Annotated in this window: 14 protein-coding genes; 9 read left to right on the forward strand and 5 right to left on the reverse strand. The window is 64.3% G+C overall.

Annotated elements, in window-relative coordinates:
* The first annotated feature begins 137 nt into the window (after window positions 1-137).
* The 8 genes from pnuC (at window position 138) to fapF (ending at window position 6,538) form a co-directional block, all read left to right on the forward strand.
* The gene (pnuC, locus tag AC5QPF_RS16845) at window positions 138-704 is read left to right on the forward strand and encodes a nicotinamide riboside transporter PnuC (RefSeq protein WP_494958971.1); all 567 of its coding nucleotides are present in this window, start codon (window positions 138-140) and stop codon (window positions 702-704) included.
* On the forward strand, window positions 701-1,252 hold the full coding sequence (locus tag AC5QPF_RS16850) for an AAA family ATPase (protein ID WP_494958972.1): 552 nt from the start codon (window positions 701-703) through the stop codon (window positions 1,250-1,252). Before pnuC ends, AC5QPF_RS16850 begins: the two co-directional genes overlap by 4 nt.
* Window positions 1,253-1,583: 331 nt before the next feature.
* The gene (gene fapA, locus AC5QPF_RS16855; protein ID WP_494964191.1) at window positions 1,584-2,015 is read left to right on the forward strand and encodes a functional amyloid chaperone FapA; all 432 of its coding nucleotides are present in this window, start codon (window positions 1,584-1,586) and stop codon (window positions 2,013-2,015) included.
* A gap of 1 nt (window position 2,016) precedes the next feature.
* A complete protein-coding gene (gene fapB, locus AC5QPF_RS16860; RefSeq protein WP_494958973.1) occupies window positions 2,017-2,589 on the forward strand; it encodes a fibril amyloid subunit FapB in 573 nt (190 codons plus the stop codon).
* Between the two features lie 53 nt (window positions 2,590-2,642).
* Complete coding sequence (gene fapC / locus AC5QPF_RS16865) at window positions 2,643-3,650, forward strand: amyloid-like fimbrin subunit FapC (protein ID WP_494958974.1); 1,008 nt, start codon at window positions 2,643-2,645, stop codon at window positions 3,648-3,650.
* A 60-nt stretch (window positions 3,651-3,710) separates the two neighbouring features.
* Window positions 3,711-4,400: a fibril amyloid maturation endopeptidase FapD gene (fapD, locus tag AC5QPF_RS16870; RefSeq protein ID WP_494958975.1), complete on the forward strand. Its 690-nt coding sequence runs from the start codon at window positions 3,711-3,713 to the stop codon at window positions 4,398-4,400.
* A 40-nt stretch (window positions 4,401-4,440) separates the two neighbouring features.
* Entirely contained in the window at window positions 4,441-5,181 is a 741-nt protein-coding gene (fapE, locus tag AC5QPF_RS16875; protein WP_494958976.1) for a fibril amyloid subunit FapE, read from the forward strand.
* Window positions 5,182-5,230: 49 nt separating this feature from the next.
* A complete protein-coding gene (fapF, locus tag AC5QPF_RS16880; protein ID WP_494958977.1) occupies window positions 5,231-6,538 on the forward strand; it encodes a fibril amyloid transporter FapF in 1,308 nt (435 codons plus the stop codon).
* A gap of 114 nt (window positions 6,539-6,652) precedes the next feature.
* Here fapF and AC5QPF_RS16885 read toward each other — a convergent pair whose 3' ends face one another.
* Window positions 6,653-7,978, reverse strand: coding sequence for a sigma 54-interacting transcriptional regulator (locus AC5QPF_RS16885; RefSeq protein ID WP_494958978.1), 1,326 nt, complete (start codon window positions 7,976-7,978; stop codon window positions 6,653-6,655).
* Between the two features lie 324 nt (window positions 7,979-8,302).
* On the opposite strand from AC5QPF_RS16885, the gene AC5QPF_RS16890 reads away from it, so the two are divergent.
* Complete coding sequence (locus AC5QPF_RS16890; protein WP_494958979.1) at window positions 8,303-8,569, forward strand: hypothetical protein; 267 nt, start codon at window positions 8,303-8,305, stop codon at window positions 8,567-8,569.
* A 90-nt stretch (window positions 8,570-8,659) separates the two neighbouring features.
* Here the strand turns inward: AC5QPF_RS16890 and AC5QPF_RS16895 are convergent, their stop codons facing one another.
* From AC5QPF_RS16895 to cobW, 4 genes are read right to left on the reverse strand one after another with little or no spacing between them, the layout of a single operon-like run.
* Entirely contained in the window at window positions 8,660-9,403 is a 744-nt protein-coding gene (locus tag AC5QPF_RS16895; protein ID WP_494958980.1) for a VWA domain-containing protein, read from the reverse strand.
* On the reverse strand, window positions 9,328-10,335 hold the full coding sequence (locus AC5QPF_RS16900; protein ID WP_494958981.1) for an AAA family ATPase: 1,008 nt from the start codon (window positions 10,333-10,335) through the stop codon (window positions 9,328-9,330). The genes AC5QPF_RS16895 and AC5QPF_RS16900 overlap by 76 nt, the downstream gene beginning before the upstream one ends.
* 1 nt (window position 10,336) lies before the next feature.
* On the reverse strand, window positions 10,337-14,098 hold the full coding sequence (gene cobN / locus AC5QPF_RS16905) for a cobaltochelatase subunit CobN (protein ID WP_494958982.1): 3,762 nt from the start codon (window positions 14,096-14,098) through the stop codon (window positions 10,337-10,339).
* A gap of 1 nt (window position 14,099) precedes the next feature.
* Entirely contained in the window at window positions 14,100-15,170 is a 1,071-nt protein-coding gene (cobW, locus tag AC5QPF_RS16910) for a cobalamin biosynthesis protein CobW (RefSeq protein WP_494958983.1), read from the reverse strand.
* Between the last annotated feature and the right edge of the window lie 71 nt (window positions 15,171-15,241).

Genomic DNA, 15,241 nt, shown 5'->3' on the forward strand with positions numbered 1-15,241 from the left:
GCTCCGACAATCTGCCACTGCGTGGCAGAAGGCGAAACTGACAAAAATATCAGGTCGGGCCGATACGCCTGCTGCCAGCGAATGTGCCAACGGGTACAATCTCGCCCCCTTCTCATCCCGGTAACAAAGGAACGTCGATGTCCGGCCTCGAATGGCTCGCCGTGCTTCTCAGCGCCCTCTCCGTCTGGCTCACCGTCAAGCAGAACCTCTGGTGCTGGCCGGTCGGCCTGGTCGGCGTGGTGCTGCTCGGCTGGCTGTTCCGTGACACCCACCTGTATTCGCAGATGGCCCTGCAAGGCGTCTACGCCGTGCTGCAGGTCTATGGCTGGTGGCAATGGACGCGCCCGGACGATACGCGCGAGGCGCGCCGGGTCAGCCTGCTGGCCCCGGCCCAGGTCAGCGCCGCGCTGCTGGCTGGCCTGCTGATCAGCGTCGCCCTGGGTGCGGCGATGAGCACCTGGACCGACGGCGAACAGCCCTGGCTGGATGCGGCGATCACCGGCTTCAGCCTTGTAGCGCAGTGGTGGATGGCGCAGAAGCGCGTGCAATGCTGGATCCTGTGGATCGTCATCGACGTGGTCTGCGTCGGCCTGTTCCTCTGGCAGGGCCTGTACCTGACCGCTGGCCTGTACGCCCTGTTCACTCTGCTGGCGATCCAGGGCCTGCGCGAATGGCGGCGTGACCCGGCACTGGTCGACGCATGAAAGTCCTGGTACTGGCAGGCCCGGAATCGAGCGGCAAGAGCTGGCTAAGCGCGGAGATCCAGGCGCACTTCGGCGGCGAGTTGGTAGGCGAATATGTGCGCGACTTCATCGACGAACAGCAGCGCGACACCTGCTACGCCGATATCCCGACCATCGCCCGCGGCCAACTGGCCCGTGAAGACGCCGCACGCCTGCGCCGTCCGCCGCTGCTGATCCTCGACACTCACCTGCTGAGCAACATCCTCTGGAGCCGGACCCTGTTCGACGATTGCCCGGACTGGCTGGAACCAGCGCTGCTGGCGCGACGCTACGACCTGCACCTGCTGCTCAGTCCGCAAGGTGTGCCCTGGATCGGTGACGGCCAGCGCTGCCAGCCGGATCTGGCGCAGCGCCAGGTGTTCTTCGACGCCAGCCATGACTGGTTGCAGCGCCATGGCCAGCCCGTGCAGATCATCAGCGGCGACTGGGTAGCCCGCCGTGCCGCGGTGCTGGCGGCGGTACAGCGGTTGCTGGATGGCAAACCGGCGGATTGCGCCACAGAGTGTTAATCGGCTGAAACACTCCGAACCGCCTGAGCCCCCGATACAGAGCCTCCCTCACGCTACCCGCCGCGACTGTTACACCGCTGAAACAACAGGCGCGCCATCCCTGCTGGCAGGCTTTGCGCCGCTGTTTCCGGCCTTCCTCACGCCGGGCTGTATCAGCCCGTTTACAGTCAACGCGACGAATTTCCGTCACATTCGCGCAAGCCTTTGAATTCACGCAATAAATAAAAAGCGGCACAGCTTCTGCTCTCTCTCTCGCAACGCTGAACAGGCCCAGCGATCAGAAGAAGGAAGCGCCGCCGTGCTGACTCACAACAAACGCCTGCTTCACCTCATGCTCGCCGGATGCGCCCTTGGCGCCTCCTTCCTCGCCGTCCAGGCCCAGGCTGCGGGCAATGGCGTGATTGTCCTGGACCGCGATGTCAGGACCCGCCCAGCCATCCGTGCCGATCGTCCTGACCCCGATCCGACCACTGTCAACACCAACGCCTCGGCACGCATCGATGCCCAGACCAGCAACGAACTGAGCGACGGCGACTTCGCCCGCATCGCCAGCGGTGCCACCATCGTCAACCGGGTAATGGCGCCAGACGCCAACGGTGTGCGCGGGATGAACAACGTACCGGGCACCCTCCCCGGGATGAACAACCTCGGTGGATCGAGCGGTGCCGGTGCAGGTGCAGGTGCCGGCATCTCCAATCGGGTCGGATCGGCCATCAGCAACGGCCTGGCCCCCCTGCAGATGCTGACCGGGGGCGCGAAATAAGATGAAAACCAGCCTGCTCTGCCTCGCCCTGTTCTGCAGTAACGCCGCCCTCGCCGCCTCACCGGTCCAGGACAACGCCAATATTGACAGCAGCGTCGCCGGCTACAAGGGCAACGTGTCGATCAACCAGGCTGCCGGCGACCAGCAACAACAGGCCAACGTGCGAGCCATCGCCATCGGCCACGATGCCCAGGCGACCACCAGCATCCAGCAGAGCATCGATACCGCGTCCAGCAGGGCCCGGGACTCCAGCGCCAGCATCTCTGGCAACGCATTCAGCAACGGCAGCGGGGTACTGGGCATCAACCAGTCCGCCGGGGCCGGCACGCAGCAAGGCAACGCGGTGCGCATCACCATCAGCGCGGTACCGCAAAGCATCGATGACAGCGTCCTGTTCCAGCAGAACGTGGCGCTGTCCAACAGCTCCGATCCAACGAACCACGCTCCCGGCAGTCGCCAGGTCAACACGAGTGACCAGGCATTCACCGGCAGCCGCGGCGTGGTCCAGTTGAATCAGAGTGCCGGGGTGGGCAACCGAATGGCCAACACCCTGAGCATACGGGTCGCTGACTGACCCGAAACGGCAACACAACACTTAACCTAAAAAAGATAATGCGGAGAAACACCATGAAACCAACAATGGCACTCAAGCCTCTGGTATTCGCACTCGCAGCGGTCATGGCAGTTGCTGCACACGCGGGCGGTCGCGACGACAACCATGGCGGTCATAACGGCGGCCACAACGGTGGTCAAAACAACACCGATTCGCTCCTTCTCCAACTGCTGGTCACCGCCGGCTCCGCCGCCACGGTGATGGACATGCAGTCCAACAGCGGCAACGTGGTGAAAAACGAAGGTACCCGTAACACCGCCAAGATGGACAGCTCGGCCAATGGCTCGCAGGGCAACCTGGGCGCCAACACCGCGGCCGGTGACGGTAACCAACAAGACAACGTGGCCTCCATCGCTACCGCCGATGAAAACTTCATCTTCGGCACCGCAGTGGCCGCAGCGTCCTCGACCCAGAGCAACGTGAACAATACCGTTCACAACTACTCGACCCAAAACAACGCAACCCTCAACAACTCCGGCAATGGCAGCTCGGGCAACATCGGCATCAACGTCACCGCCGGCGACTTCAACCAACAGAAAAACAACCTCGCCATCGCCGTGTCCGGCGGTCGCGTTGCTGGCGCCAACTCCGCGGCCAACCAAGGGGTTACTGGCCTGAAAGTCACCAACAGCGCCGATGCTACCTATGACACCAAAACCCTGTACTCCGGTTTCGCTGCCTGGGGCTCTTACGAGGGTGATGGCACTGGCTACGTGGAAAGCAAATCCAACAGTGGCGGTCATGGCGGCTATGGCAACGATGATCGTGGCGGTCACGGCCAAACCCAGAAAGATCCTCTGAAGTTCCACGAGGAAGGCGACTTCGCGCTGTACGGCATCGCCTCGTATCAAGTACTGGTGAAAACCGGTTGGGTGAACCCAGTGGTCAACAACGCTTCGCTGACCAACTCGCTGAACGGCGTTTCGGGCAACATCGGCGCCAACGTGTCGGCCGGCAACGGCAACCAGCAAAACAACTCGCTGTCCATCGCTTCGGGCTGCCGTGCCTGCAGCGGTATGTAACAGCCTCGATCGGGGCCCTTCGGGGCCCCTTTCCTTTGAATTCACAGGAGGGGGAAGAAGATGCGCGCGATCCTGCTCTCGCTGCTGGTGGTCGTCGGCGCACAGACCGGCGAAGCCGCCGCCGCACAGATGGCGGTCGCCGCCCTGCCGGGCGGCACGGTGATCTACAAGCCGGTCCAGAGCATCCGCGAACGCCGCTTCGCCAACCTGGTGCAACAGAAGACCGACTTCAGCTGCGGCGCCGCCGCCCTCGGCACCATCCTCAAGCAAGCCTACTGGCTGGACGTTGACGAGTCGCACATCATCGAAGGCATGCTCGCCAACGCCGACGAACAGACCGTCCGGGTCCAGGGCTTCTCCATGCTCGACATGAAACGCTACGTGGAAAGCCTGGGCATGCGTGCCCGTGGCTACAAGATTCCCCCGGAGAGCCTGTCCAGCGTGAGCATCCCGGTCGTGGTGCTGATGGACATCCGTGGCTACAAGCACTTCGTCGTGCTGCAACGCACGGACAAGGACTGGGTCTACATCGGCGACCCGGTGCTGGGTAACAAACGCTACAAGTTCGACGATTTCGTCAAAGGCTGGAACGGCATCATCTTTGCCGTCATCGGCCCCGGCTACGACAAGGGCAATGCCCTGCTCGCACCGCCGGAACCGCTGACCGCCAAGCACCAGCTCAACAGTTTCAAACCCATCGACGATGCCCAGTTGATGGAGTTCGGTTTCATCCAGAGCGACTTCTTCTAATTTCAAGAAAACGTGAGCAGGAAGCTCCAGGGAGCATGCGATGAAGACTTCAAGCTGGGTGGTAGCGCTCTGCGTCGCTGCCAGCCTTCCCGCCCACGCACAGTTCAAACCGATCGAAGTCCAGGACCAGGAACTGGCGCAGCTACGCGGACGCTACGTGATGCCGGGACGCATCATCAGCTTCGGCGTGGTCATGAGCAGTACCTGGCTGAACGCCAATGGCGACCGGATCGGTGCAACCGCCTCTTTGCAAGTGCAACAATCGACCTTCAAGCCGCAGTTCTATGTCACCACCACGACCCAGAGCGGTACAGGCACTTCCAACCTGCAAGGCTCCGGCATCGTGACCGGAGGCGCGGGCCTCGGCAGCGGCCAGGGCGTGACCCAGGTCACCCGCGCCGCCGGCGATAACAACAGTTCCTACAACAATGTGCAGATCAACGTGTCAGAGGCCGACCAAGCGCCACAAATGACTGCACCACAAGGCCAGGCCCTGGCCAGCGGCAGCGTGATAAACGCCAGCAACGGTGCTGGATCGATCAGCATCGCTTCCACCGCCACCGGCATCCAGATGGGCATCCAGGCCGCAGGTGGCCAGGGTGCCAGCCTGCAACGCCTGGCCGATGGTGGCGTGTTGCAAAACACCACCCTCCTCGGCGGCAACAACGCCGTCAACAACCTCACCCAACTCAATGTCGTACTGCGCAACAACATGCCGACCGCAGGTGCCCTGAATTGCAGCCTGGATCAATTAAAAGGACTTCGCGTTTCTGGATATTGATCTACGCTCTGTTGCAACTTATTGCGCAGTTGGAAGGGACGGCTAACCTATGCATCGCTCGTTGTCATTCAATGCAGTTGTTTGTCTGAGCACTTTAGTACCTTCGTCGCTGCTCTACGCGGCGCAGGATCCCCAGGTAGAGGCTCTGAAACAGGAGTTGCAGGCCCTCAAGCAACGTTACGATCAGCAACAGCAAGCGCTGATGGTGCTGGAGCAGCGGGTTCGCCAGGTCGAAGAACAGCCTGCCGCCGCACAGCCCAAGCGTCTTGTCAGATCGCCAGCCAGCAAACCCACCCAGCCCCAGGGCAGCGGTCAGGCCGTGGCAGCGGCGGGCAGCGGCAGTTCCTACGGCCAGTCGCTGCAGGACGATTCGCAACCCGCGCAAAGCGTCTCCAACCTCTACGACGAGGCCAGCGGCTTCTTCGGTGGCGGCAAGTTCAGTTTCGAGACCGGCATCACCTATGCCCGCTACGATACCAAGCAGTTGCTGCTCAATGGTTTCCTCGCGCTGGACTCGATCTTCCTCGGCGACATCAACCTCGACCGTATCCGTTCCGATACCTGGACCCTGGACCTCACCGGTCGCTACAACCTGAACAACCGTTGGCAGTTCGATATCAACGTGCCTGTGGTCTATCGCGAGTCGAAATTCCAGTCCGGCGGAGCCAGCGGCACACCGAATCAACCCGGCGGTTCGGCCAGTGCATTGTCGGAAGAAAGCGTGACCCGCGACCCGGCCATCGGCGACGTCAACGCCGGGATTGCCTACAAGTTCATGGACGAATCGGAATACGCCCCGGACGCGGTGGTCAGCCTGCGAGTCAAGGCACCGACCGGCAAGGACCCCTATGGCATCAAGTTCCGCACCTCGCCCACCAACAGCAGCCTGAGCTACCCGGAAGCCCTGCCCACCGGCAACGGTGTCTGGTCGATCACCCCAGGCATCTCGCTGGTCAAGACTTTCGATCCGGCGGTGCTGTTCGGCAGTCTGTCCTACACCTACAACCTGGAAGAATCGTTCAGCGACATCAGCACTACGCCGAACCAGAAGGTCGGAGGCAAGGTCAAGCTGGGTGACAGCTGGCAGATCGGCGCGGGTGTCGCCTTCGCCCTTAACGAGAAGATGAGTATGTCGTTCTCGGTATCCGACCTGATCCAGCGGCGCTCGAAGATCAAGCAGGACGGCGATTCTTCCTACACCTCGGTGATCAACAGCGATGCCAACGCGGCCTACTTCAACGTTGGCATGACGTTGGCGGCCACCCCCAACTTCACCATCGTGCCGAACCTGTCCATCGGTCTGACCGACGATGCGCCGGACTTCACCTTCAGCCTGAAATTCCCGTACTACTTCTGAGGCAAGGCAAGCCAAGGGGACCGTTCAAGGTCCCCTTTTCTTTTCGACCTGAAGCGCACACCGTACCGGTGGGAGCCGGCTTGCCAGCGATGAGGCCTCTGAGAGCAAAAGAGATCAGCGAATCTGGTGTTTGTGCAGCAACCGGTAGAACGTCGGCCGCGACACCCCCAGCACCTTCGCCGCGATACTCAGGTTGTCGCTGTGCCGGTTGAGCACATCGCACAGCGCCTGACGCTCGGCCTGATGCTTGTAGTCTTCCAGGGTGCCCATGGGCGCCACCACGTTGTGCTGTTCATGCAGCCCCAGATCCTGCGGCTCGATCTGCCGCCCTTCTGCCAGCACCAGGCCGCGACGCACCCGGTTGGCCAGCTCGCGCACATTGCCCGGCCAGTCATGCCGACCCATGGCGCTCAGCGCACCTTCGCTGAAGGTCCGCGGCCGACGCCCGGTTTCCTGGCTGTAGAAGCGGGAAAAATGACTGGCAAGCATCGACAGGTCACCATGCCGGTCACGTAGCGGCGCCGTCACCACCTGCAGCACGTTCAAGCGGTAATAGAGGTCCTCGCGAAAACGCCCGGTCAGAATGGCGCTTTCCAGATCGACGTGGGTCGCTGCCAGCACCCGCACGTCCACGGCGATCGGCTGGCTGCCGCCGACCCGCTCGATATGCTTTTCCTGGAGGAAACGCAGGAGATTGGCTTGCAATTCCAAAGGAAGATCGCCGATCTCGTCGAGAAACAGCGTGCCACCATTGGCTGCCTCGATCCGCCCTACCTTGCGCTGGTGCGCGCCGGTGAACGCCCCTTTCTCGTGGCCGAACAATTCCGACTGGATCAGGTGTTCGGGGATCGCCCCGCAGTTGATTGCCACGAACGGCTTGTCGTGACGCAACGACTGACGATGCAGGGTCCGCGCCACCAGTTCCTTGCCGGTGCCGCTCTCGCCACGGATCAACACCGGCGACTCGGTGGGCGCCAGCTTGCTCAGCAGTTTGCGCAGCTCGCGGATCGGCCGGCTGTCGCCGAGCAACTCGTGCTCCGGTTCCTCGGCCTGGGCCGCGCCCTTGCCACGCAGGCGCGCCATGCCGAAGGCACGGCCGAGAATCACCTCCACCCGCGACACATCGAATGGCAAGGTATGGAAATCGAAAAACCACTCGCAGACAAAGTCACCAACTTTCTGTGCCCGCAGTTCCTCGGGGCTCAGTACAGCGATCCATTCTGCACCGCTGCGACTGATGAGGTCCTTGACGGCCTCCGGCCGTTGCAGGTGCGCTGCCTGCAGCCGCAACAGGCCGACATCGCACGGATGCTCCAGGGCGCCCGCCAGGGTACAGCTGTGCACGTCCCAGCCGACGCTGCGCAAACCGGGGAGGAGACGGTGGCAGTCGTCGCAAGGATCGACGACCAGCAAGCGGCGTTGCGGAGCGGGCTCGTGCATGATCTTTCCTTGACGTCAATTATTGGAAAATCGAGTGGAAACAGCATGTTGGCAGACCTGACTGTAACGGTAGCAACGAACGCCAGTAGCCCCACTACCGTCTGTCCGCCGAAAAATTCAATTACATTTACTTCATGGAATTTTCCTTCCAATTCAACGTCACAAGCGCCAGGAAAAAAATCAATGTCCGACCGGTGAATAAAAAATTTCCCGAACGGTGTGACTTCCCCGGTTACTTCGGACATCAGTACAAATAACCTGCCGCCGTGCATGACGCACCGGCAACTTACATTCGCTGTCTGGGACCATAGAGAGACCGAACCCATGAACGCTCCGCTGCGTGTCAACGAAGCCCTGCTGATTGCCGACCACGCCTTCGAACCTTTCCAGTGCGTTGCCTGGGATGCCCCGAACGGCTCCGGTGAACTAAGCCTGGCGGTGATCGACCGGACCAGCACCCGCATTGGCAGCAAGCAAGTATCGAGCAGCACTTACTCCGACCCGGCGCAATGGGCACATCTGATCGAAGAAGTCCGCGCCGAACTGCGCCAGAAGGGTTATGACCTGCAACCCTGGAGCATGCCGAAGTAACTTTCGCAGCCCGTACTTGAATGTAAAGTGCACCCGAGGGTGCACTTTTCAGTTAGTCGCAAAGTTGTACCTTATTGTCGCTGCGACACTTCACCGCACACTTTCCCCGTGCAGTTCATCGATATGCCGATAGTCGGATTGCAACTCATCGGCAAGCTGGCGAGCCCGCCCCAGACGAATCGGCGCACGTTCCATATCGATCAGTAATGTGTCGCAGGGCAATGCCTGCACCCTCTTCTCCGTGCGCAGCCGCCCGTCAGTCAGCACCAGGCAACGCTGGCGTTCGCCAGGAAACTGCCGCTGGCGGCGCAGCAACCATTGACGCCCCTCCTCCAGCGCCGCCAGCAATGGCGTACCCCCGCCCGCCCCCAGACTGGCCAGCCATGGCTGCAAGGCCGCCGAAGCCTTGAGGCCGTGACGCTGCCAGCGTGGCGCATTGCCGCTGGCGGTCAGCAGTGCCAGACGCGCACGCGCGCGGTAGGCCTGGTCGAAGAAGGTCGCCAGTACGCCCTTGGCCCGGCTCAGGGCCTGATGCCGGCGGGTCGAGGCCGAGGCATCGACGATCACCAGCCACAGTTCAGGAGACTCGGCACTGCGCTGTTGCCAGCGCAGATCGCCAGGCTGGCGTGGACGTCCCTTGCCCAAGGTCGTCGGCCAGTCCAGCCGGCCTTGGCCGGCCGCGCGCCCACGACCGCGCCGGCCCTCGGCGAGCCGACCAGCCTTGGGCCTGGCATCCGCGCTGGCGCGGGCACGGATGCTCAGGGCTTTTTTGCCCAGGTCGGCACCTCGCGCCGTGCCCCCACCGCCACGGGTTGGGCCGGCATCTGGCCCCACTCCCCGCCTTGCGCCTGTTGGGGCTCGGCCCGGCCACCGCCTTGCGCAGGCGTTGCCGGCGGCTGCGCACTGGAATCATCACGCACCTGACGGCGATGACGCAGGGCAAACTCCGCAACCACCTCGATATCCGTCTCCTCGATGGCTGCCGCACCACGCCAGGCGGCATGAGCCCTGGCGCCGCGCCACCAGACCAGATCGGCGCGCAACCCGTCGACGCCGGCTTGGAAGCAACGCGCGGTGATCACCTCAAGGGAACGATCATCCAGCTCTATCGCTGCCAGGCGCTGCCGTGCGTCCTGGCAGCGTTGACGCAATTCGGCCTGAGCCGGCGCCCATTCGGCGCAGAACGCCACGGGATCGCTATCGAAAGCCAATCGCCGGCGCAGGATCTGCCCGCGCGCTTGAGGAAGCGGCTGGCCATGCAAGACGACATTGAAGCCAAAGCGGTCCAGCAACTGCGGACGCAACTCGCCTTCTTCCGGGTTCATCGTGCCGATCAGCACGAAACGCGCGCTGTGCCGGTGGGAGAGGCCATCACGTTCGATCCGGTTGGTGCCGCTGGCCGCGACGTCCAGTAGCAGGTCCACCAGATGATCGGGCAACAGATTGACTTCATCGACGTACAGCACGCCGCCATCGGCCTTGGCCAGCACGCCAGGGGAAAACTGCACGCGGCCCTCCCCCAGCGCGGCCTCCAGGTCGAGGGTGCCCACCAGGCGCTCCTCGGTGGCGCCGAGCGGCAGGGTCACGAACGGGCCTTCGCCGAGCAGGTCGGCCAGGCCGCGGGCCAGGGTGCTCTTGGCCATGCCCCGCGGGCCCTCGATGAGCACGCCGCCGATCTTCGGGTCGATGGCGGTCAGGCACAGCGCCAGCTTCAGTTCGTCGGCACCGACCACGGCGGCCAGGGGAAAATGCACGGGTTCAGTCATGTCAGGTCTCTTCCTCGCCATCCAGCAACTGCTCCTCCAGCGCCTGACGGTAATCGCCGGGCTCCTGCCAGAGGCCGCGCTGCTGGGCCTCGATCAGACGCTCGGTGATGTCTCGCAACGCCTCGGGATTGTGCTGGCGGATGAATTCGCGGGTCGCGGCGTCGAGCACGTAGGCATCGGCCAGCGACTGGTAGTGATGGTCGTCGATCAGGTGGGTGGTGGCATCGAAGGCGAACAGGTTGTCCACCGTCGCCGCCAGCTCGAAGGCGCCCTTGTAGCCGTGGCGCTTGATCCCGTCGATCCACTTGGGATTGAGCGCGCGGGCGCGAATCACCCGGTTCAGCTCTTCCTTCAGGGTGCGGATACGCGGGCGTTCCGGCTGGCTGTGATCGCCGTGATAGCTGGCCACCGTGCGCGAACCGAGACTTTCCACGGCGGCGAGCATACCGCCCTGGAACTGGTAGTAGTCGTTGGAATCGAGCAGGTCGTGCTCGTGATTGTCCTGGTTCTGCAGGACCGCCTGGACCTGGCTCAGCCGTTTGGCGAAATGGCCGCGGGCCTCGGTGCCGTCGTCGGCGCCGCCATAGGCATAGCCGCCGTGGTTCAGGTAGACCTCGGCCAGGTCTTCGCGGCTGTGCCACAAGCGCCCGTCGATAGCGTTCTGCACTCCAGCGCCGTAGGCCCCCGGCTTGGCACCGAACACCCGCCAGCCAGCCTGGCGCCGCGCCTGCTCTTCGTCGAGGCCGCTGGCCAGCAGTTCGACGCGCTCGCTGCGTACCCGTGCTGCCAGCGGGTTGAGGTCGTCCGGCTCGTCCAGCGCTGCCACCGCCTGCACGGCGGCATCGAACAGCTTGATCAGGTTGCCGAAGGCATCGCGGAAGAACCCGGAGACGCGCAGGGTCACGTCGACCCGCGGCCGGTCCAGCAGGCTCAAGGGCAGGATCTCGAAGTCATCGACCCGGTGGCTGCCAGCCGCCCATACCGGGCGCACGCCCATCAGGGCCATGGCTTGGGCGATATCGTCGCCGCCGGTGCGCATGGTCGCCGTACCCCACACCGACAGGCCAAGCTGGCGCAGATGGTCACCGTGATCCTGCAGGTGGCGTTCAAGGATCAGGCTGGCCGAGGCGAAGCCCAGGCGCCAGGCCGTGGCCGTAGGCAGGTTACGCACGTCGACGGTGTAGAAGTTGCGTCCGGTGGGTAGCACGTCCAGCCGTCCGCGACTCGGCGCACCGCTGGGGCCGGCCGGGACGAAACGGCCCTCCAGTGCGGCCAGCACGCCGTCCATCTCGGCAGCGCCGCAACTGTCCAGTTGTGGCGCGACCTGCTCGCGCAGCGCGTCAAGCACGGCACGGACGTCCTGCCATTGCTCGTCATGCGGCAAGTCCAGCGTACCGCCCAGGGCTTGTTCGATCAGTTGCGTCGAAAGGATTTCCAGGCGCTCGCGGGTATCGCCAGCCGTCCGCCATGGACTGTCATCCAGCACCGCCAGCATCGACGGCCGCGGTCCCTGCCAGGCCTCGCCCAGCCCGCAGTCCAGCGGATCGAAGCCCAGCGCCAGGGCTCGGGCCAGGGCGCGGGGCAAGCTGGCGTTGGCACCACGACCATCGCCACGGGCAACCCGCAGCAAGGCGGCCAGGGTATCGACACGCAGGCGCCCGGTTGGCGACTCGCCGAACACATGCAGGCCATCGCGGATCTGCGATTCCTTGAGGTCGCACAGGTAAGTATCCAGCCGCGGCAGCCAGACATTGGCGTCATCCAGCACGCCATCCAGTTGCAGTTCGCGGTCGATATGGTTGTCGCGCACCAGTTGCAGGATTTCCTTCTGCAGCTCCACGGCGCGGCGTGGATCCAGCAGTTGCGCTTCGTAGTACTCGTCGGCCAGGCGCTCCAGGTTGCGCAGCGGGCCGTAGGTCTCGGCGCGGGTCAGCGGCGGCATCAGGTGATCGATGATCACCGCCTGGGTACGGCGCTTGGCCTGAGCACCCTCGCCCGGGTCGTTGACGATAAACGGGTAGATGTTCGGCAACGGGCCGATCAGCGCGTCCGGCCAGCACTGTGCGGACAGGCCGACGCCCTTGCCCGGCAGCCATTCCAGGTTACCGTGCTTGCCGACATGGATCAGCGCGTCGGCGGCGAAGCCATGGCGCAGCCAGAAATAGAAGGCCAGGTAGCCGTGGGGTGGGACCAGGTCGGGATCGTGGTACACCGCGCTCTGGTCGAGCTGGTAACCCCGCGCCGGCTGGATGCCGACGAAGGTCAGCCCCAGGCGCAGGCCGGCAACCATCATCCGCCCGCTGCGGAACATCGGATCCTGCTGCGGCGCGCCCCAGCGCTCGCGCACCGCCTGCTGGTTGGCTTCGGGAAGCAAGGCAAAGGCCGCCAGGTAGTCATCCAGGGCCATGCTCTGGGCACAAGGACGCAGGTCGAGGCTGTCGAGGTCGTTGCTGACACCGCCGAGCAGGTCGTGGATCAGTTGCGTGCCGCTGTCCGGCAGCTCGGCCACCGGGTAGCCCTGCTCGCGCAGGGCGCGGAGGATATTCAGCGCCGCCGCCGGCGTGTCCAGGCCGACGCCATTGCCGATGCGACCATCACGGGTCGGGTAGTTGGCCAGCACCAGGGCCACGCGCTTCTGCCCGCTGGGCAGGCGTGCCAGTTCGCACCAGCGCCGCGCCAGTTCGGCGACGAAGTCCATACGCTCCGGCTGGGGCCGGTAGCAGACCACGTCAGACTGGCTGCGCTCGCTGCGCCAGGCCAGGTCCTTGAAGCTGATCGGTCGGGTGATGATGCGCCCGTCCAGTTCCGGCAGGGCGATATGCATGGCCAGGTCGCGGGCGCCGAGGCCCTGCTCGCTGGCCTGCCAGCCGGGTTCGTTGTCTTGGGCGCAGATCGCCTGCAATACCGGGATATCGCGGCGGAACGGGCGCAGGTGGGGTTGCTCGGGGCTGGACTGGGCGAAGCCGGTGGTATTGATGATCAGCGCGGCGCCGGTTTCATCCAGCCAGTCCTCGACCTGGGCCAGGCAGCCGGCCTCCTTGAGGCTGGCCACGGCGATCGGCAGCGGATTCAGGCCGGCACCTTCGAGGCGTTCGCAGAACACATCGATAAAGCCGGTGTTCGCCGCCTGCAGGTGCGAGCGGTAGAACAGCACCGACACCACGGGCTGGCCAGGTTGCCAGTCGGCGCGCCAGTGGGCCAGTTCGGCCTCGGCATGGCGCGGGTGATACAGGCTGGTACGAGACAGTTGCTTCGGCTCGTCCCAGGGGTAATCGCGCCCCAGCCAGAGACTGGCGAGGCAGTTGAACAGGTTCAGCGCGTTGGCCTTGCCGCCCTGGCGCAGGAAATGCCAGAGGCGCTCGGCCGGCGCGCCGGTGATGCTGCCCAGGCTGCTCAGTTCCGGGTCCGGGCGATCGTCGCCCGGGACCAGGATCAGTTGTACGCCACGGGCAGCCAATTCCACCAGTTGCTCGACGCCATAGCGCCAATAGCCGATGCCGCCGTGCAGCGACACCAGGATCACCTTGGCATGGCGCAGCACTTCATCGACATACAGGTCCACCGATGCGTGGTTCTGCACCTGCATGGGGTTGGCCAGGCGCAGGCTGGGGTAATCGTCCGGCAGATCCCTGGCGGTTTCCGCCAGCAGCGCCAGGTGCGAGTCACCGCTGCAGAGGATCACCAGTTCGGCGGGGGTCTGGCCGAGGTCGGCGATGCTGTCGTCCGGCACGAAGCCGCCGGGCTGGGTCCGCAGCAGGTGCATATCAGGCGCTCAGGGCGGCGCGCAGGCGGGCTTCGAGGGCCGCGGCGTCGAGGTCCTGGCCGATGAGCACCAGGCGGGTGATGCGCGGCTCGTCGCTGCGCCAGGCACGGTCGAAATGCTTGTCGAAACGGGTGCCCACGCCCTGGATCAGCAGGCGCATCGGCTTGCCGGGGATGGCCGCGAAGCCCTTGACCCGCAGGATGCCGGTCTCGGTGACCAGTTGGGTCAGCGCATCCAGCAGCAGGCTTTCGTCGGCCTCCGGCAGGTCGAGGGAGATGGAATCGAAGGCGTCGTGGTCGTGATCGTCGTGGTCATCGTCGCCGTCGTGGTGGGAATCATGGTGGGTGCGACGGCCATCGATATGCGCCTCGGACTCGGCGCCCAGGCCCAGCAACACTTCCAGCGGCAGCACGCCCTTGCTGGCTTCGACCACCTTGACCGCTGGCGGCAGCTCTTCCTCGACCTCGGCGCGCACGGCAGCCAAGGCTTCAGGGGCGATCTGGTCGCACTTGTTAAGGATCACCAGGTCGGCGCTGGCCAACTGGTCGGCGAACAGTTCGTGCAGCGGCGATTCGTGGTCCAGGTTCGGGTCCAGCTTGCGCTGGGCATCGACCTGCTCGGGGAAGGCGGCAAAGGTGCCGGCGGCCACGGCCGGGCTGTCGACAACGGTAATCACCGCGTCGACGGTGCAGGCGTTGCGGATTTCCGGCCACTGGAAAGCTTGCACCAAGGGCTTGGGCAGGGCCAGGCCGCTGGTTTCGATCAGGATCTGGTCGAGGTCGCCGCGGCGCGCCACCAGCTCGCGCATCACCGGGAAGAACTCTTCCTGCACGGTGCAGCACAGGCAGCCGTTGGCCAGCTCGTAGACGCGGCCGTTGGCCTCTTCCTCGGTGCAGCCGATGCTGCACTGCTTGAGGATTTCGCCGTCGATGCCCAGCTCGCCGAATTCGTTGACGATCACAGCGATGCGGCGGCCGTTGGCGTTGTCCAGCATATGGCGCAGCAACGTGGTCTTGCCCGAGCCGAGGAAGCCGGTAACGATCGTGACGGGGAGTTTGGCCAGTGTTTTCATGTCGGATGCCCTTGGCAGCGGATTGGCGGGCATCGGAGACGGGAGCCGGATGCCAGGCAGCCGGGCGCGTT

The sequence above is a fragment of the Pseudomonas sp. Con_6 genome (assembly GCF_059379395.1).